This window comes from Herbidospora sakaeratensis (assembly GCF_001570525.1).
GTDB lineage: Bacteria > Actinomycetota > Actinomycetes > Streptosporangiales > Streptosporangiaceae > Herbidospora > Herbidospora sakaeratensis.
Genome location: NZ_BBXC01000019.1, coordinates 163333 through 180800, shown reverse-complemented (window position 1 = coordinate 180800; position 17468 = coordinate 163333). Strand labels below are relative to the sequence as shown.

The 17468-nt window shown below is 69.2% G+C and carries 16 protein-coding genes; 6 read left to right on the top strand and 10 right to left on the bottom strand.

What is annotated here, in order from left to right:
• Positions 1-25 precede the first annotated feature (25 nt).
• Positions 26-586, top strand: coding sequence for a winged helix-turn-helix domain-containing protein (locus tag AW271_RS30250; RefSeq protein WP_062341006.1), 561 nt, complete (start codon positions 26-28; stop codon positions 584-586).
• A complete protein-coding gene (locus tag AW271_RS30245; protein WP_062341005.1) occupies positions 583-1425 on the top strand; it encodes an SRPBCC family protein in 843 nt (280 codons plus the stop codon). The genes AW271_RS30250 and AW271_RS30245 overlap by 4 nt, the downstream gene beginning before the upstream one ends.
• On the opposite strand, the gene AW271_RS30240 is transcribed toward AW271_RS30245, so the two are convergent.
• Both AW271_RS30240 and AW271_RS30235 read right to left on the bottom strand, forming a co-directional pair.
• Positions 1355-3115 (bottom strand): phosphatidylglycerol lysyltransferase domain-containing protein, encoded by a 1761-nt coding sequence (locus tag AW271_RS30240; RefSeq protein ID WP_062341004.1) that lies wholly within the window; start codon positions 3113-3115, stop codon positions 1355-1357. The genes AW271_RS30245 and AW271_RS30240 overlap by 71 nt on opposite strands.
• Positions 3102-3884, bottom strand: coding sequence for a rhomboid-like protein (locus tag AW271_RS30235; protein ID WP_157554761.1), 783 nt, complete (start codon positions 3882-3884; stop codon positions 3102-3104). The genes AW271_RS30240 and AW271_RS30235 overlap by 14 nt, the downstream gene beginning before the upstream one ends.
• A 278-nt stretch (positions 3885-4162) precedes the next feature.
• Between AW271_RS30235 and AW271_RS30230 the strand changes: the two genes are divergently transcribed.
• Both AW271_RS30230 and AW271_RS30225 read left to right on the top strand, forming a co-directional pair.
• Positions 4163-4663, top strand: a complete 501-nt coding sequence (locus AW271_RS30230) for an anthrone oxygenase family protein (protein WP_062341003.1) — start codon at positions 4163-4165, stop codon at positions 4661-4663.
• 19 nt (positions 4664-4682) lie between these two features.
• Positions 4683-4904, top strand: a complete 222-nt coding sequence (locus tag AW271_RS30225) for an RNA-binding S4 domain-containing protein (protein WP_062341002.1) — start codon at positions 4683-4685, stop codon at positions 4902-4904.
• Between the two features lie 9 nt (positions 4905-4913).
• On the opposite strand, the gene manA is transcribed toward AW271_RS30225, so the two are convergent.
• From manA to AW271_RS30185, 8 genes are all read right to left on the bottom strand, one after another.
• The gene (manA, locus tag AW271_RS30220; RefSeq protein ID WP_062341001.1) at positions 4914-5999 is read right to left on the bottom strand and encodes a mannose-6-phosphate isomerase, class I; all 1086 of its coding nucleotides are present in this window, start codon (positions 5997-5999) and stop codon (positions 4914-4916) included.
• 45 nt (positions 6000-6044) lie between these two features.
• Complete coding sequence (locus tag AW271_RS30215; RefSeq protein ID WP_062341000.1) at positions 6045-6971, bottom strand: ROK family protein; 927 nt, start codon at positions 6969-6971, stop codon at positions 6045-6047.
• Between the two features lie 12 nt (positions 6972-6983).
• Positions 6984-9347: a glycoside hydrolase family 2 protein gene (locus AW271_RS30210; RefSeq protein WP_369408492.1), complete on the bottom strand. Its 2364-nt coding sequence runs from the start codon at positions 9345-9347 to the stop codon at positions 6984-6986.
• Positions 9344-10126, bottom strand: a complete 783-nt coding sequence (locus tag AW271_RS30205; protein ID WP_062340998.1) for an ABC transporter ATP-binding protein — start codon at positions 10124-10126, stop codon at positions 9344-9346. The genes AW271_RS30210 and AW271_RS30205 overlap by 4 nt, the downstream gene beginning before the upstream one ends.
• Entirely contained in the window at positions 10126-11070 is a 945-nt protein-coding gene (locus AW271_RS30200; RefSeq protein ID WP_062340997.1) for an ABC transporter ATP-binding protein, read from the bottom strand. The genes AW271_RS30205 and AW271_RS30200 overlap by 1 nt, the downstream gene beginning before the upstream one ends.
• A complete protein-coding gene (locus tag AW271_RS30195) occupies positions 11071-11913 on the bottom strand; it encodes an ABC transporter permease (RefSeq protein ID WP_062340996.1) in 843 nt (280 codons plus the stop codon). It lies immediately after the preceding gene.
• Positions 11910-12905: an ABC transporter permease gene (locus AW271_RS30190; protein ID WP_062340995.1), complete on the bottom strand. Its 996-nt coding sequence runs from the start codon at positions 12903-12905 to the stop codon at positions 11910-11912. Before AW271_RS30190 ends, AW271_RS30195 begins: the two co-directional genes overlap by 4 nt.
• 65 nt (positions 12906-12970) lie before the next feature.
• Entirely contained in the window at positions 12971-14692 is a 1722-nt protein-coding gene (locus AW271_RS30185; protein WP_245653281.1) for an ABC transporter substrate-binding protein, read from the bottom strand.
• 253 nt (positions 14693-14945) lie between these two features.
• On the opposite strand from AW271_RS30185, the gene AW271_RS30180 reads away from it, so the two are divergent.
• Together AW271_RS30180 and AW271_RS30175 are read left to right on the top strand one after the other, a co-directional pair.
• Complete coding sequence (locus AW271_RS30180; protein WP_062340993.1) at positions 14946-15965, top strand: LacI family DNA-binding transcriptional regulator; 1020 nt, start codon at positions 14946-14948, stop codon at positions 15963-15965.
• A 72-nt stretch (positions 15966-16037) separates the two neighbouring features.
• Positions 16038-17444, top strand: coding sequence for an LCP family protein (locus tag AW271_RS30175; protein WP_062340992.1), 1407 nt, complete (start codon positions 16038-16040; stop codon positions 17442-17444).
• The last annotated feature ends 24 nt before the right edge of the window (positions 17445-17468 follow it).

Below are 17468 nucleotides of genomic sequence, written 5' to 3'. Positions count from 1 at the left end.
TTTTACGTACAAACTTGTTTTTGCGATGAGAGACGTCCTGTACCTGGAAGAGATCGAGCAGGCCGAGGCCCTGCTCAAGCCGCAGCGCATCGAGGTGCTGCGGCAGCTCGCCGAGCCGCGCACCTGCGGCGAGGTGGGCGCGATCTTGGCGCAGACCCCGCAGCGGGTCTACTACCACGTGAAACGCCTGGTGGAGGCCGGGCTGGTCGAGCAGGTGTCCGAACGGAAGGTGCGCGGCATCTCCGAGGGCATCTACCAGGCCACCGCCCGCTCCTACTGGCTCTCACCCCGGCTCGTCGGCCACATCGGCCTCGGCCGGGCCCGCGACGAGCTCAGCCTGGGCCACCTCCTCGACCTGGTCGAAGAGGTCCAGGCCGACATCGCCGCACTCGACCGATCGGTTCCCGAGTTGCCGTCGATCGGCGTCTCGGGCGACATCCGCGTCCCCCCGGAGCGCCGGCCCGAGTTTCTGGCCGAGCTCCAGGCCACCCTGCAACGGCTGTTCACGAAGTACGGCGGAGCTGAAGGCGACCCTTTCAAGCTCGTCGTGGCCTGTTACCCCAACCAGCAAGGAGAAGCGTCATGACCCAGCCCACCATCTCGGCCGTCCGGATCCAGGCCCCGCTCAAGACGGTGTTCCACGCCCTGACCGACCCCGCCGAGATGCGCGTCTGGTTCGCCGAGCACGCCGAGGTCGACCTGCCGAACCGCTACGACTTCTGGGGCCGCCACACCCTGGAGGGCGACGCCCCCCACCAGCGGGTGCTGGAGGCGTCCGACGACCTGATCAAGTTCGCCTGGACGCTCGACGGCACCGAGACCACCACCGAGATCCGGCTCGCCGAGACCGACGGCGAGACCCGGGTGTCGGTGACCCAGTCCCACTTCGACCGCGAACTCCTCTTCTCCGGCAGCACGAGCCCCCTCGTGGCGCTGGAGACGTTCTGGGCGCTGGCCCTGGGCAACCTGGCCGACCACGTCGAGGGCCGCAAGCTGGGCCCGAAGGTCGACTACACGGCCAAGGTCGGCGAGTTCTCCGCCCGGCTCGACATCGCGGCCCCGGCCGACCGGGTCCGCACCGCGCTGACCGACTCCGAGCAGGCCACCAGCTGGTTCGGCTACCCGATCGGGATCGAGCCCGAGGTCGGCGGCCGGTTCGCGATGGGCGGTCTCGAAGCGGCCGGCGACCACGCCGCGCGGTTCGTCTCCATCGACGACACGTCGGCGACGATCGACTGGGGCGGCATGGTGACGAGCTGGGAGCTCGAGGGCTCCGGCGGCCACACCACCCTGACGTTCGTGACCAGCGGGTTCGACGCCGCCCAGCCCCCCTACGCGGCGTGGGGCGGCTGGCTCAGCGGCCTGGTCGAGCTGCGTCGTTACCTGGAGCAGCCGAACTGGCGGTCGGTGTTCGTTCAGAACTGAGCATCCGGGGCAACCTCGGCGGCTTGAAGAACCCTTCGGCGATGGCCGAGGCGATGCCCACCCTGACGAGGTCGCGGGTGTCCCCGTACGCGAGGAAGCGGGGCACCCACTCGGGGTGATACTTCACGTTGGCCCGGTAGAGCGCTTCGAGCTGCCACCAGCGTGAGAGGAACAACAAGGTGCGCCGCCAGGCCCGGATCACCGGGCCGGCGCCCATCCTCGCGCCCTCCTCGAAGGCCGACCGGAAGACCGCGAAGTTGAGCGAGATCCGTTCGACCCCGAGCCAGCCGGCGTTCCTGACCAGCCCGGCGACCATGAACTCGACCAGGCCGTTCTCCGCCGCCCGGTCACGGCGCATCAGGTCGAGCGAGAGCCCCCGGTCGCCCCACGGCACGAACGACAACAACGCCGCCTCATCGCCCTCCTTGCTGAGGCTCTCGACCAGCACGCAGCCGACGTCGAGCGGGTCGCCGAGACGGCCGAGGGCCATCGAGAACCCGCGTTCGGTCTCGGTGTCACGCCAGGCGTCGGCGCGTTCGCTGATCAGCCGCATCTCCTCGGGGGCGATGTCGCCGTGACGGCGGACCCGGAGCTGGTAGCCGGCCCGTTCCACCCGGTTGGCGGCCTGGCGCACACCGCGCATCTCCCGGCCCTGCAGGCTGAACCTCTTGACCTCGATGACCGCCTCGTCGCCGAGTTCGAGCACCTTGAGCCCGGCCCGCTGGTAGGCCCTGGCCCCTTCGGCGCCGCAGCCGATGGCGGCCGGGGTCCAGCCGAACTCGCGGGCCTGGCCGGTCCACGCCCTGATCGCGTGGTCCCACGCCTCGGGGTCGCCGAGCGGGTCGCCGCCCGCCAGGGTCACCCCGTTGACCACCCGGAACGACACCGCGGCCTTGCCGCTCGGCGAGAAGATGACGCTGCGGTCGCGCCGGGTGGCGAAGTAGGCCAGCGAGTCGCGTTCGCCGAGCAGGCCCCGCAACCGCTCCTCGTCGCCGGGCGCGAGCACAGCCCGCTGCCGCTGCGACCGGAACAGCACCCCGAACGCCACCAGCAGCGCGATCGCGCTCATCAGCCCGATCAGGAACGCGACCCAGGCCGGCGGATGGCCGTAGCCCTCGACCTCGATGACCCCGCCGAGCACCCGGCTGAGCACCCAGATCGCGCGGGCCGACCGCAGCAGGTCGCCGGGGAAGAAGAGGGTGAGCAGGAAGCCCACCACGTAGGACACCCCGAGCAGCGCGATCAGCATGCCCGTGGCCTTGCGGAACGACGCCGGCTGCGTCTTGGCGAAGAACTCGCCCCGCCCCCACCACAGATAGGCGATGACGATCAGCGCGATCACCCCGGAGACCAGCACCTCGCTGAACAACCGCCCCCGGTCGGGCACCTCCGCCATCGGCGCGACCGCCACCAGCGGCGTGGAGATGACGCTGAGCAGCACCGAGAACGCCAGCAAGAGCACCAGCAGCCGCCAGGCCACCCGTTTGCGCCGCGCCAGCGCCCCCGCGAGCAGCCCGAGGAAGGCGGCGTAGGCCAGGTTGGGCGTCAGCGGCACGGCGTAGTCGTCGACCAGCGCGGTCAGCGGCCGCGCCATCTCGCGCAACGGCGGCACGATGGCGATGGCCGCCGAATAGACCGCCAGCACGGTCAGCACGATGGACGCCACCCGCGGCACGTCAGCCCGCGCCATCGTTTCCCCCCAAGACCGGCGACGAAGGGGACATACCCCATTTTCCCAGGTCAAAAGCGGGTGGTGGACGCGGCGGCGCGACCCGCAGGCAGATCAGCGCGGCCACCAGACCGCAGACCGTCGCCAGCGGATGCCCCAGATCCCAGACGGTACGGCTGATCACGATCGGCGCCCCCACGCCCACCGTCAGCGCGATGATCCACACCGCCCGCCACCGCCCCCGCATCAGCACCACGGCGGCCACCACCCCGGCGACCATGATGTAACTGACCCCCACGTCGGTGGAGACGGCCAGCCGCGCCGGCGCCAGCCCGGTGGTGATGGCGCGATACTCCACGAGCGCCGTCAGCAACGACCCGAACACGTGCCCGCAGAGCCCGATCACGATGATGCGCGGCGTGCCGTAACGCTGCTCGGCCCAGGCGACGACGGTGGCGTACACGATCACGTAGAAGGCCAGGAACGCGCCGCGATCCGACACCCAGAGCGCACTGTCGGCGAGCACCACCAGCGGATTGTCCGACAACCGCACCAGATTGGTGCTCTGAAAGGTCGTCAGCACGTCGATCAGATCCGGCGGCCCGGTCCGCTGCAGAATCGTGGAACTCGTGAACACCACCACATAGGTGAACGTGGCAGGCGCCGAGAGCACCCACTGATGCGCGAACCGCGTGTAGGGCGCCCCGGCCGCAACCGCCCGCCGCGCCCGGGAAGACCAGCGTGACATCCCCCGGAGGAGATACCAGCCCAGGGTGACCAGAACGAACACCAAACAAAAGATCACACGCCACCCCGGCTTCCCCCTGTGGTCGGAGACATGTCCAACCCCCAGTCGGATACGCGGGGACATCTCCGTTCTTTACCGTCTGACTTGGTCATATGACCGACCAGTCGTGGCTTGGCCGCGTCCGGGCCTGGACTGAGGAGCGCAGGAGAGCGAAGCGAACCGGAGCGACGAGGGAAGGCCCGGACTGAAAGCGGCCAAGCCCGCCGCGCCGGAGGCGCGGCCATCAAACACGAGGCGCGGCCAATAAACAGGAGGTACTCATGTTCTTGCTCACCGCTGTCGTCGCCGGGCTCGCGTTACTGCTGATGGGCAATATCACCGGCCTGTTCTACGCCTATTCCGTGTCGGTCATCCCGGGGCTGAACGCCACGCGGGCCGATCATGCCGTCGCGGCGATGCAGCAGATCAACGTCAAGATCTTGAACCCGGTCTTCTTCGCCTCGTTCATCGGCGCGCCCCTGGTCGCGGCCGTCGCCGGGGTGCTGCTGCTCAGCTCGGGGCAGCGCGGGGCGGCGATGTTGTTCTTCGCGGCGACGGCCGTCTACGTGCTGGGCTCGTTCGTGCCGACCGCGATCGTGAACGTCCCGTTGAACAACGCGCTGGTGGCGGCGGGGGAGATCACCGACCCGGCGCGGGCCGCGCAGGTCTGGGCCGAGTTCGCGCCGAAGTGGGCGCCCTGGAACCACGTGCGCACGCTGGCCTGCTGCGCCGGGCTGCTGCTGACGGGGGCCGGCCTGTTCGTCTGGGCGGGGAACCGCTGAGCCTCCCTATGCTGGGGAGGTGCGCGAGACCTTTGAACTGGATGACGAGTTCATCCCGCTCTGTGACCTGCTGAAATATCTGTCCATCGCGGAGAGCGGCGGCGAGGCCAAATATCTGGTCGCCGAGGGCTACGTGCTGGTCGACGGCGAGGTCGAGCTGCGCAAGCGGTTCAAGGTCCGGCCCGGCCACGTGGTGAGCGGCGACGGCTTCGAGATCGAGGTCGTCGCCGCCGCACGTTAGTTCTGGCGTCTAGTTCTGACGGGGTTCGGCCACGAAGACGACGCCCTGGCCCGACACCTCGAAGGTGCCCGCCGAGGCGGCGTGGAAGGCCGAGTCGCCCGGCCGCAGCTTGGTCTCGCCCGCGAGCACGACCGCCCCCTCGACGCAGACCGCGATCCGGGGCACCCCGCCCGGCAGGGTGCGGCCCTCGCCGGGCACGATGCGGCGGAGCTGGAACTCGGGGCAGTGGGGCAGGTAGAGGTCGCCGGCGGGGGTGATCTCGGCGGGCTGCTCGTCGGGGTCGGTGATGCGCAGCAGCTCTTCGACGTCGATGGGCTTGGGGGTCAGCCCGGCCCGCAGCACGTTGTCGGAGCTGCCCATGATCTCGACGCCGAAGCCGCTCAGGTAGGCGTGCAGCACTCCGGCGCCGAGGTAGATGGCCTGGCCGGGAGCCAGTTCGTGGTGCCGCATGAGCAGCGGCGCGAGCACGGCGGGGTCGGCCGGGTAGCTCTCGGCGAGGGTCGCCACCAGCGGGTCGCCGGAGGCCCGCACCACGTCGGCGACCAGCGCGGGCCGCTCGTCGGCGGGCCATTCGAGCAGCACCCGCAGCGCGCCGAGCACGTCGCCGGCGGCCAGCCGGTCGGCCACCGGCCGCAGGGCGGTCAGTTCGAGGGCCCCGACCAGGGCCGCCGCCTCGGGGCCGGGCCGGAACCCGGCCAGCGCGGAGAACGGGGTCAGCGCGACGATCATCTCGGGCTTCGGCCACGGGTCGGAGTAGTTGGCGTCGCCCCGCCGGAACCCGTCGGCCGCCTGGTCGAGGGTGGGGTGGACCTGCATGGACAGGGCGGCGTCGACCGCGATGAGCTTCATCAGGTAGGGCAGCCGCTCGCCGAACCGCTCGACGACCTCAGCCCCGAGCTCACCGGCGGGATCGGCGGCGATGACCTCGTTGAGCGGGCGTTCGACGCCGTCCCGCGTCAGCCGTGAGGGGCCGGACGGATGGGCGCCGAGCCACATCTCCGCTTCGGGTCCGGTGGCGGTGCGGCCCGTCAGCGCGGCGATGGCCGTGCGGGAACCCCATCCGTAGTCCTTGATCGGGTTGGTGAGCAGGTCCACGTCGTCTACGTCCTCAGGAGTCGGGTGTCGTTCCCGACCAGGATGTCAGGCGCGCCCGAGTGCCAGGGCCGCCGCTCCGAGGAGTCCGGCGTCGCGGCCGAGGCTGGTCGGCTCGACCTTCAGGCGGCGCAGGAAGCCGAGCCCGGCCTGGTCGGCCACCGCCCGCCGCAGCGGGGTCAGCAGCGTCGTCCCGGCGGCGGCCACCCCGCCTCCCACGACGACGTTGTCGACGTCGAAGAGGGCCGCCGTCGTCAGGATCGCGGTGGCCAGCGCGCCCGCGGCCCGGTCGAACGCCTCCACGGCCACCGCGACGCCGCGTTTGGCGTCGGCGGCCAGCGCCCGGGTGTCGACCGGCCGCCCGGCCCAGAAGGTCGGCTCCACCGCCTGCTGCCAGCCGTTGGCCAGCGCCCACCGCACCATCGACGGCCCGGACGCGATCGTCTCCACGCACCCGACGGCCCCGCACCGGCACGCCTCCCAGCCCTCACCGGCCCGGATGTGCCCGATGTGCCCGGCGTTCCCGGTCGGCCCGAGGTGCGGCTGCCCCTCGAACACCAGGCCGCCGCCGATGCCGCTCGACACGACGATGCCCAGCAGCGCCCCCGCGCTGAACCGCCCCCGCCACCACTCGCCGAGCGCCATCAGCTGCCCGTCGCCCGCGAGGTGCACCGGCACCCCCGGCAGCAGCTGGGCGACGGTCTTGACCAGCGGGAAGTCACGCCAGACCGAGATGTTGACCGGGCTCACCGTGCCCCGCACCGCGTCGAGCGGCCCGGCCGAGCCGATGCCGACGCCGGTCAGGCCCTCCTCGGAGATGAGCCCCGGCACGACGATGCGGGCCACGATGTCCTTCAGCGTCGCCGTGGGGTCGGGGCCGACCGGCATCTCCAGCTTGGCGGTGATCGCCCCGCTGGGTTCGACCGTCGCGGCGGAGAACTTCGAACCTCCGATGTCTATCGCCAAGACGGTCATGGATTCCCCTGTCTATTCGTTGACGCAGCGGAGCACCGGGTAGGCCGTCAGGGCCTCCGGGCCGAGATCCTTCCCGGTCACGACGAAGGTCGCGGTCTCTCCGGGGAGCAGGGTGACGAGCATGTCGTCGACGACCGCGGCGGGGTCGAGGCGGTCGGGGAACAGCGCCAGGTCGCGGACCAGGGTGCGGGCGGTGACCTCTACCCGTACACCATCACTGAGCTGCTCCGTCGTCACGTCGTAGGCGGCCTGCGGCAGCTCGGTGGCGAAGAACCGCAGGGCCCGCAGGTCGCCCACCGAGGCGCTGACCAGCTCCTTCGAGTGGTCGCCGGGCGTCATCGACGCGGGCAGCGGGACGGTCATCGCCGAGCGGGGCGCCAGCCGGACCGGGAACCGTTCGCGCGCCAGTTCGTCGCCGTGGACGGTCAGCCGGACCACCGAGAGTTCGGCCTGCCATTCATCGGAGGTGTCGTTGACGACGGCGACGGTTTCGGCGTCCTGGAAGGTGACGAGACGGTCGGCGAAGCTGCGGCGCAGGGCGTACCAGAGCGGTTTTCTGCGGCCGTCGCCGTCGACGGCGGCCCACGACGTCACCGGCCAGCAGTCGTTGAGCTGCCAGACGATCGTGCCCATGCAGTAGGGCGTCAGCGAGCGGAACCGCTCGACGCCGAACGCCATCGCGTGGGCCTGGTTGAGCTGGGTGTAGTAGTGCCAGTCGTCGAAGTTCCCCGGCTGCGGCAGGTGGTCGCCGAGGCCGCGCAGCAGTTTCGTGTTGCCGTCGAGCGCCTTCTGGTGGTGCAGGACGCCCTTGGACGTCGGCGTCAGCGGCTCGTCGGAGACGGCGCGGCGCAGCGTGGCGTACGCGGGCGGGCCCTGGAAGCCGAACTCGGCGACGAAGCGCGGGGTGTAGGTGCCGTAGAAGGTGTAGTCCTCGCGGTTCCACACGGTCCAGATGTGGGTGGTGCCGCGTGCGGGGTCGTTCGGCGGGGCGTCGGGGCTGCCCGAGTAGGGCGAGCCCGGCCAGTAGGGGCGCGTCGGGTCGAGCTCGGCCACGATCGCGGGGAGCAGGTCGAAGTAGAACCCGGCGCCCCAGCTCCGGCCGTCGAGGGTGTCCTGCCAGTTCCAGTCGGCGTGGCCCTCGATGTTCTCGTTGTTGCCGCACCACAACACCAGCGAGGGATGGCTCGACAGGCGGGTGACCTGCTGGCGGGCCTCCGCCTCGACCTCGGCCCTGAACGGGCCCTCCTCGGGGTAGGCGGCGCAGGCGAACGGGAAGTCCTGCCAGACCAGCACCCCGAGGGCGTCGGCCTGGGCGTAGAAGTCCTCGCTCTCGTAGAGGCCGCCGCCCCAGACCCGCAGCGTGTTGGCGCCGGTGTCCACAGCCTGTTGAAAACGCATCGCGACACGCTCCCGGGTGACCCGGTTGGGGAAGCAGTCGTCGGGGATCCAGTTGAAGCCCTTCATGAAGACCGGCTCACCGTTCACGATCAGCCGGAAGGCCTCGCGCTCCAGCACCACCGACCGGAAGCCGATCTCGCGGGCCCACACGCTGTCGCCGGCGGTCACGGTGAGCGTGTAGAGGGCCTGCTCGCCGTGGCCGCGGGGCCACCACAGGTCGGGCTCGGGCACGGTCAGGGTGATCACGGCGGTGCGCTCGCCGGGCGCCAGGCGTACCCGCTCCTCGACCCCGGCCACCGACGCGGTCACGGTGAGCGGCGCCTGGGCGGCGCGGTCGACGGTGACGTGGACGCGGACCTTGCCGTCGCGGCCGTCGAGGGTCACCAGCGGGCGGACCTCCGCGAGCCGGGCCGACGACCAGGTCTCCAGGTAGATGGGCCGCCAGATGCCCGAGGTGACCACGGTCGGGCCCCAGTCCCAGCCGAAGTTGCAGGCCATCTTCCGGATGAACTGGTAGGGCTCGTCGTACGCGCCCGGCCGGTCGCCGAGCGCGGCCCGCTGCTTCTCGGCGTAGCCGTAGGGCGCCTCGAACAGCACCTTCAGCGTGTTCCGCCCCTCGCGCAGCAGGTGCCGGGCCGGGAAGCGGTAGACGCGGTGCTGGTTGGCGGTCTGGCCGACCTGGACGCCGTTGAGGATCACCGTCGCGGCGGTGTCGAGGCCCTCGCAGACGAGGTCGGCCCGCTCGTCACCGGGGTCGGTCCAGTCGAAGGCGGTCTCGTAGGACCAGTCGGTGCGCCCGATCCACTTGAGCCGGTTCTCGTTGTCGTCGAGGTAGGGGTCGGGGATGACCCCGGCGTCGAGCAGGTCGGTGTGCACGCATCCCGGCACCGTCGCCGGCAAGCCCGCCACGACCGGGCGGGGCTGCCCGGTCGACGAGACTGCGGTGACGGTCCATCCTTCGTGCAGCGTCCTGATCACGACGCGTCCTCCCATTTCGTGTGCAGTTGCGGCACCGACGCCAGCAGCTTCCTCGTATAAGCGTGCTCCGGCTGCTCGAAGACGGCGTCGGTGGGTCCGTACTCCACGATCCTTCCCTTGTGGAGCACGACCGTCCGCTCACTGATGTAGTTGCCCAGGGCGAGGTCGTGGGTGATGAACAGCACCCCGAGGCCCCGCTGCTTGAGGTCGGCCAACAGGTTCAGCACGTCGATGCGGGTGGACGCGTCGAGCATCGAGATGATCTCGTCGGCGACCAGGTATTCGATGTCGAGCAGCAGCGCCCGCGCGATCAGGAGGCGCTGGAGCTGGCCGCCGGACAGCTGGTGGGGGAACTTGTTCAGCACCGCCCCCGGGCTGAGCCGGACCGCGTCGAGGGCGGCCTCGATCTTCGCGGTCCACTCCTTGTCGGGCACCCCCTTGAAGTAGACCTCGCGGATCATGGTGAAGACCCGGTCGGCCTTGAAGACCGGGTTGTAGGAGCTGAACGGGTCCTGGAAGACGCCCTGGACCTTGCGGTAGTAGTCGCGCTTGCCGATCTCGCGCACGTCGCGGCCGTCGATGGAGATCGTCCCGGAGGTCGGCGGGAGCAGCCGGAGCACCATCTTGCCGATCGTGCTCTTGCCGCTGCCGCTCTCGCCGATGAGCGAGACGACCTCGCCCGGCTTGATCTCGAAGCCGGCCTCGTCGACCGCCGTCATGGTCTGCCCGCCGAACGCGCCGATCCGGTAGACCTTGGTGACCCCGTCGAGTTTCAGCATCAGGCGGCCTTCCAGCAGGCGACGACGTGGTCCTTCTCGACCTCGACCGGAGGCGGGTCCTCGGCGCACTTCTCGAAGGCCAGCGGGCAGCGGGCCCGGAACCGGCAGCCGGGCTCGGGCTTGAGCAGCGACGGCGGGTTGCCCGGGATGCCGGTGAGGCGCTTGTCGGCGTAGCGCACCCCGACCTCGGGGAGCGAGGAGATCAGCAGTTGGGTGTACGGGTGTTTCGGCGCGTTCACCACGGTCGAGGCCGGGGCCTTCTCGGCCAGCTTCCCGGCGTACATGACCATGATGGTGTCGGCGAGCTGGTTGGTCAGCGAGATGTCGTGGGTGATGAAGATCATCGACTTCACGAAGCCGCGGTCGCGGAAGCCCTTCAGCGTGGTGACGACGGCCTTCTGGGTGGAGACGTCGAGGGCCGAGGTGATCTCGTCGGCGATCAGCAGCGACGGGTTGAGCAGGGTCGAGATGACCATGACCATGCGCTGCTTCATGCCGCCGGAGAGCTCGATCGGGTACTTGCCGAGCACGTCCTTCGGCAGCTCCACGAGTTCGAGGCGCTGGTGCAGCTCGTCGAGGTCGAGCTTCTCGCGGCGCGATTCGAGCAGTTCCCTGACCATGCGGCCGATCTTGCGGGTCGGGTTCATCGCGCTCATCGAGTACTGCGGGATGAGGGACACCTGCTTGAACCGGTAGGGGTTCATCTTGGCGTCCTCGCCGATCGGCAGCACCTGGCCGTCGAGGGTCACCGAGCCGCCGACGTGCTTCATCCGGCCGTCCAGACGGATCAGCGCCTTGCCGAGGGTGGTCTTGCCGCAGCCCGACTCCCCCGCCAGGCCCAGGATCTCGCCGTCGCGCAGGCCGAACGAGACCCCGTCGAGGGCTTGGACGTCGCCCTTCAGGGTCCGGTAGTAGACCCTGAGGTCGTCCACTTCCAGGGTCATCTACAACTCCCTCAGCTTGGGGTTGAACACCTCGTCGAGGCCGACGTTGGCGACGTACAGGGCGCCGACGATGAGGGTGATGCCGGCCCCGGGTGGGACGAACCACCACCACAGGCCCAGATGCATCGCGCTCCACTGGTGGGCCTGTTGCAGCATCAGGCCGAGGGAGACGGCGTCGGTCGGGCCGAGGCCGATGAAGTCGAGCGACGAGGCGATCAGGATCGAGCCGCCGAACAGCAGGATGAACGTGAGCAGCAGGTAGGAGCTCATGTTCGGGGCGATCTCGCGCGCGATGATGCGGCCCGAGCCCACCCCGCTGAGCCGGGCCAGGTCGACGAAGTCGCGGCCGCGCAGCGAGAAGGTCTGGGCGCGGATCGACCGGGCCGCCCACGGCCACTGCGTCAGCCCGATGAACAGGGCCTGCATGCCCGCGCTGCGCACGCCGATGTAGGCGTTCAGGATGAACAGCACGGCCAGCGTCGGCAGCACCAGCACGATGTTGGTGAGCATGTTGAGGATCTCGTCGATCCAGCCGCCCTTGTAGCCGGCCAGGAACCCGACGACCATGCCGATGACGGCCGCGATGCCGCCGCCGAGGGCGCCGACCAGGAACGTCGTACGCAGGCCGTGCACGAACTGGGCCCACAGGTCCTGCCCGAACGTGTTGGTGCCGAGCCAGTACTCCGCGCCGGGCGGCTGCATCTGCATGCCGACGTACTCGGTCGGGGGTTTCTCGATGAAGAACGGGCCGATCACGCCGATGCCCAGCAGGACCAGGATGATCCCGGCCCCCACCAGCAGCTTCGTGTTGCGGACCGCGAAGTAGAGCGCCTCCGTCTTCATGCCGCGGCACCCACCATTCCGACTCGCGTACGGGGATCGACGATCACGTAGACGACGTCGATGATGAAGTTGGCGATCAGCACGCCCAGCACGATGAACAGGAACGCGCCCTGGAGCAGGAAGAAGTCCTTGTTCTGGATGGCCGCCAGGATCAGCGACCCGAGGCCCGGATAGGAGAACACGATCTCCGTCACCAGCGCGCCGGCGACCAGCACGCCCAGCTGCAGCGCCAGACCGGTGATCTGCGGCAGCACCGCGTTCCTGAAGGCGTACCGCCGGATGAGCTTCTGGGGGGCGCCCAGCGCCGACATGTAGTTGGCGTAGTCGGATTCGAGCTCGTAGATGATCACGTTCCGCATGCCGATCGCCCAGCCGCCCAGCGCGACCAGGAACAACGACGAGAACGGCAACAACCAGTGCCAGAACAGGTCGACGAAGAAGTCCCACGTGAACGAGGGCGTCATCGAGAAGCTGTAGCCGCCGGCCACCGGGAAGATCCCCCACACGACCCCGAAGCCCCAGGCCATCAGGGCGGCCAGCCAGAGGTAGGGGGTGGCGGTGAGCACGTACGAGACCGGCAGGACGGTGTTGTCCAGCACCTTGCGGCGCGCGGCGAGCGCGCCGAGCCGGTTGCCGACCACCCAGCTGAGCAGGATCGACGGCACGAGCAGCGCCAGCGAGTAGGGCACCGCCCGGGTGAGCAGGTCGGCGACCGGCGTCGGGAACGCCCACAGGCTGATCCCGAAGTCGCCGCGGAACAGGGACCCCCAGGAGTTCAGGTACTGCTGCCACCAGGGGAGGTCGAAGCCGAACAGGTTGTTGTAGTAGACACGCAGGGCTTCCTGGGCCTCGGGCTGCGCGACCCGGGCCCGGGCCAGCATGCTCGCGACGGGGTCACCCGGCATGAGGCGCGGCACCAGCCAGTTGACGGTCACGGCCATGAAGAAGGTCAGCCCGTAGATGAGCAGTTTCCTGCCGAAATAGCGACGCAAGAGGGGTTCTCCCTAGGGAGGCCCTCCCCGGCTTCGCAGTGCCGGGGAGGGCCGAGACGGGTTGGCTAGGGAGCGACCGGCTGCAGCGACGCGAGCGACTCGAAGCCGCCGAGTTCGAGCCAGTTACGCCACATCGTGGGCGCCGACTTGGGCGCGCTGCCCTCGCTGGAGGGCCAGTTCTTCCAGACGCTGCTGCTGACCTGCGACCAGAGGCCGTTGTACCAGAGCGGGATCACCGGCATCTCGTCGAGCATGATGCCCTCGATCTGCGAGGAGACCTTCTTCATGCCCTCGACGTCGTCGGTCTTGATGCCGTCGAGCTGCTGCACCAGCTTCCAGGCTTCCTCGTTCTCGTACCGGCCGAAGTTCACGGTGTTCTGCTGGGCCTGGACGGGCAGCTGGAAGACGTACTCGAAGTAGGTGTACGGCGAGTTCGAGAGCTGGCGCTCGTTGTTGATGACCAGGTCGAACTTGCCGGTGTTACGGGCCTCGACGAGCGCGTTGTAGTCGGGGAACTCGGCCTCGACGTTGATGCCCGCGGCCTTGGCGCCGGTGGCGATGACCCGGATGGCCTCCATCCAGTCGGTCCAGCCGGCCGGCACGATCAGCTTGAGCGCGATCGGCGAGCCGTCCTTGTTCTCGACCATGCCGTCGCCGTTGCCGTCCTTGTAACCGGCGGCGGCGAGCATCTGCTTGGCCTTGTCGGTGTCGAACGCGAAGCCCTTCTGGCCGACGACCGCCTGGTCGACGAACTGGTCCCACTGCGGCAGCAGGCCGGTCGGGCTGGCGGGCTTGACGAGGTTGCCGTACACGCCCTCGACGATCTTCTTCACGTCGACCGAGGTGGCCAGCGCCTTGCGGAACGCCGCGTCGTCCAGCGGCTTCTTGGTGGTGTTGGGCACCAGCCAGGCGGTGTTGGCCGAGAGCATGTAGGGCGGCTCGGGGTAGAACGTCGTGATGCCGAAGTTGCCGCTGACCAGGTTGGCCGCGCCTGGCAGGAAGTTGTTGGAGAGGTCGAGGCCCTTCTGCAGCAGCAGGCCCATCGCCACCTCGTTGGAGGAGTTGACGATGTCGACGATGTACTTCGGCTTCGGGTCGAGGTTGAGCTGGGCCTTGCCCCACCAGGTGTCGTTCTTCACCCACGCGACGCGGTCCTGGTCGTGGCTGTGGTACTTGTACGCGCCGGTCCCGACGGGGTTCTCGTTGATCCCGTCCAGGACGTCCTTCTCGGCCCGCCCCTCCCAGATGTGCTTGGGCACGATCGACCGGCTGTAGATGTTGAAGTCCCACTGCTGGTAGTTGGCCTTGGAGAAGCTGAACCGCACGGTCGACGCGTCGGGCGCCTCGACGCCCGAGAGCCAGTTCCACAGGTTGTGGTAGGGGACCGTCTCCATCTTGCCGAGTTCGAAGGTGAACTTGACGTCGTCGGCGGTGAACGGCTTGCCGTCCGACCAGGTGATGCCCTGGCGCAGTTTGACCTCGTACGTCGTGTCGTCGACCCACGCGCCGCTCTGGGCCAGCCACGGGGTGAGCTTCCCGGCGACCGGGTCGAAGTGGAACAGCGTCTCGTAGACCAGGCCCTTGGTGCCGGTCGCGGAGTCCCACTCACGGATGGGGTTGAAGTTCGCCGGCGGCCCCCACTGGGTGCCGCTGGTGTAGAGGGTCTCGTTCCGCGGGAAGGCGCCGCCCTCGGCGGCGGGAGCCGGAGCGGCCGGCGCCGACGCTCCCGGGGCGGGGGTGGGGGTGCCGCCACTCGTACACGCGGCCGCGAGTAAGCCCGCGGCCACGATAGGGATCAGAAACCGGGTAGCGCGGTTCCGCATCGTCTCTACTCCTTGCATCCACACACAAACTGGCCAACCCCGATGGGTCGGCCGGTGGGAGCCCCCGGCCGACGTGTTGGGAGCGCTCCCAAGGGAGATCCCAATGCGTGATTCATGGCTGAACCGGATAAGTACCGAGACCGTAAATTCCGCATGACGGGGGTGTCAATAGGCTGATATAAGCTGAACCAGTTAAGTCGCACGACGGGGTGGGTTCGTGAAAAGACCGACGATCTCTGACATCGCACGTCAGGCGGGGGTTTCGAAGGGTGCGGTGTCCTATGCGCTCAACGGGCAGCCCGGTGTATCGGAGTCCACCCGGCAGCGCATTCTTGCGATAGCCGATGAAATCGGCTGGCGACCGAACAGCGCCGCCCGCGCCCTGAACGGCGCCCGGGCCAACGCGATCGGCCTGACGCTGTGCCGTCCGGCCCGCATCCTCGGCATGGAACCGTTCTTCATGGAGCTGATCAGCGGCCTGGAGGCCGAGTTGTCGGCGCGCGACTTCGCGCTCATGCTCCAGGTCGTCGGCGACCACGACGGCGAGATCGCCGTCCACCAGCGCTGGTGGGGCGAGGGCCGCATCGACGGCGCGTTCCTGGTCGACCTCCACGTCGACGACCCGCGCGTGCCGGTCATGGAGGAACTCGGCATGCCGGTCGTCGTCATCGGCGACCCGTCGGGCGCGGGCACGCTGGTGCCGGTCTGGTCCGACGAGGGCGCTCCCGTACGCGAGACCGTCGACTACCTCACCGCCCTCGGCCACCGGCGCATCGCCCGAATTGCGGGCCTGCCGAAACTCGTGCACACCACGCTGCGCGACCGCGAGTTCGCGCTCGCCTGCGCCGGGCTCGACGACTGCCCGGTCGTGCACACCGACTACACCGGCGAGGAGGGCGCGCGGGCCACCCGGCGGTTGTTGTCGTCGCGGGTCAGGCCCACCGCGATCGTCTACGACAACGACATCATGGCCGTCGCCGGCCTTTCCGTCGCCCAGGAGATGGGCCTGGCCGTGCCCGCCGACCTGTCGATCGTGGCCTGGGACGACTCGCCCCTCTCTCAGGTCGTACGCCCCCCGCTGACCGCCCTGACCAGGGATATCCCGGCCTATGGGGCGCACGCCGCGCGTATGCTGCTCGACCTGATCGACGGCTCCGAGCCCGGTTCGTTCGAAGACCGGGCGGCCAGTCTGAATCCTCGCGGAAGCACCGGACCGCCGGTTTCGGCCGGGCATTAGGGGATTCGTCGTTACACTTTGCTGCGGTTGACCGGGGGGTGGCCCCCGGACCGTTTTCCCGGGGGTTGGGCGTTGAGTCAGGTCGACGTGCGTCCGGAGCTGGTGCTGCCGCCGATCCAGGAGCGGCCCCGCCGCCTGTGGGTGGCGTGGGTGCAGGTGCTGATCGCGGCCGTCATGGGCGTGGTGGTCGGGGCGGTGAGCTTCGTGGTCACCGGCTATGTGAAGGTCACGACGAACGTCAAGCACGAGTCGATCCCGACGGCCGATCTCGGCGCCCGGCCCGACAAGATCAACCCGGCGCTGAACGTGCTCATCGTGGGCTCCGACCAGCGCAACGGCGCGAACGCCCGATACGGCTCCTTCGCCGGGGAGCGCACCGACACGATCATCCTGGCCCACATCTCCCCCAAGCGTGACGGCGCCACGTTGATCAGCTTCCCGCGCGACTCCCTCGTCCAGTTGCCGGCCTGCCGGGCCCGGAAGGGCTTCCCCGGCCAGAACGCCCACGTCGGCATGATCAACGAGTCGTTCAACTCGGGCGGCATCGGCTGCACCTGGAAGACGATCGAGACGCTCACCAAGATCCACATCGACCACTACGTGAAGGTCGACTTCACCGGCTTCAAGGCCATGGTCGACGCGCTGGGGGGCGTGCCGGTCTGCGTACCGGAACCCGGCATCAGCGACAAGAAGGCCCTGCTGACCCTCGCGCCCGGCAAGCAGACCCTCAACGGCGAACAGAGCCTCGGTTACGTGCGCGCCCGCTACAGCCTCGGCGACGGCTCCGACATCGGCCGCATCCAGCGCCAGCAGATGTTCCTGGCCTCGATGGCGAAGAAGGCGATGAGCGGCGAGACCCTCGCCAACCCCGGCGCGCTGCTCGCCCTGCTCGACGCGGTGACCAAGTCGATCACCACCGACCCCGAGCTGACCCCGTCGGTGCTGAAGGACCTGGCGCTGAGCGCCGAGGGCCTGAAGGCCGGTTCGATCCGGTTCATCACCACGCCGTGGCACTACTCGCTGACCAGCCCCGGCCGGGTCGAGTGGACGCAGCCCCAGGCCAAGGGCCTGTTCACGATGGTCGCCAAAGACCAGCTGACCTCGAAGCTCGAATCGGGCGAGCAGAAGATCCCCAAGAGCCAGATCCACGTCGTCGTGCAGAACGGCTCGGGCCGCTCGGGCCTGGCCACCAACGTGGCCGCGATCCTCGAACAGCGCGGCTACCACATCCTCGGCGTCGAGGACGCGCCCAAGCCCTACGCGAAGACGTTCGTGAAGTACACCCCGAACGGCCAGACGCGCGCGGCGCGTGTCTTCCGCGAGCTCTTGAAGTCGACCACCTTCAACGTCAAGAACGGCACGACGCAGCAGGTCGTGCTGGTGCTCGGCGCCGACTACCAGGGCCTCAAGGAACCGAAGACCAGCATCGAGGACGTCGAGGGCTTCGACGCGACCCACGACACCTGCACGACACGTTAAACCCGTATCGAACAGGGCATACGG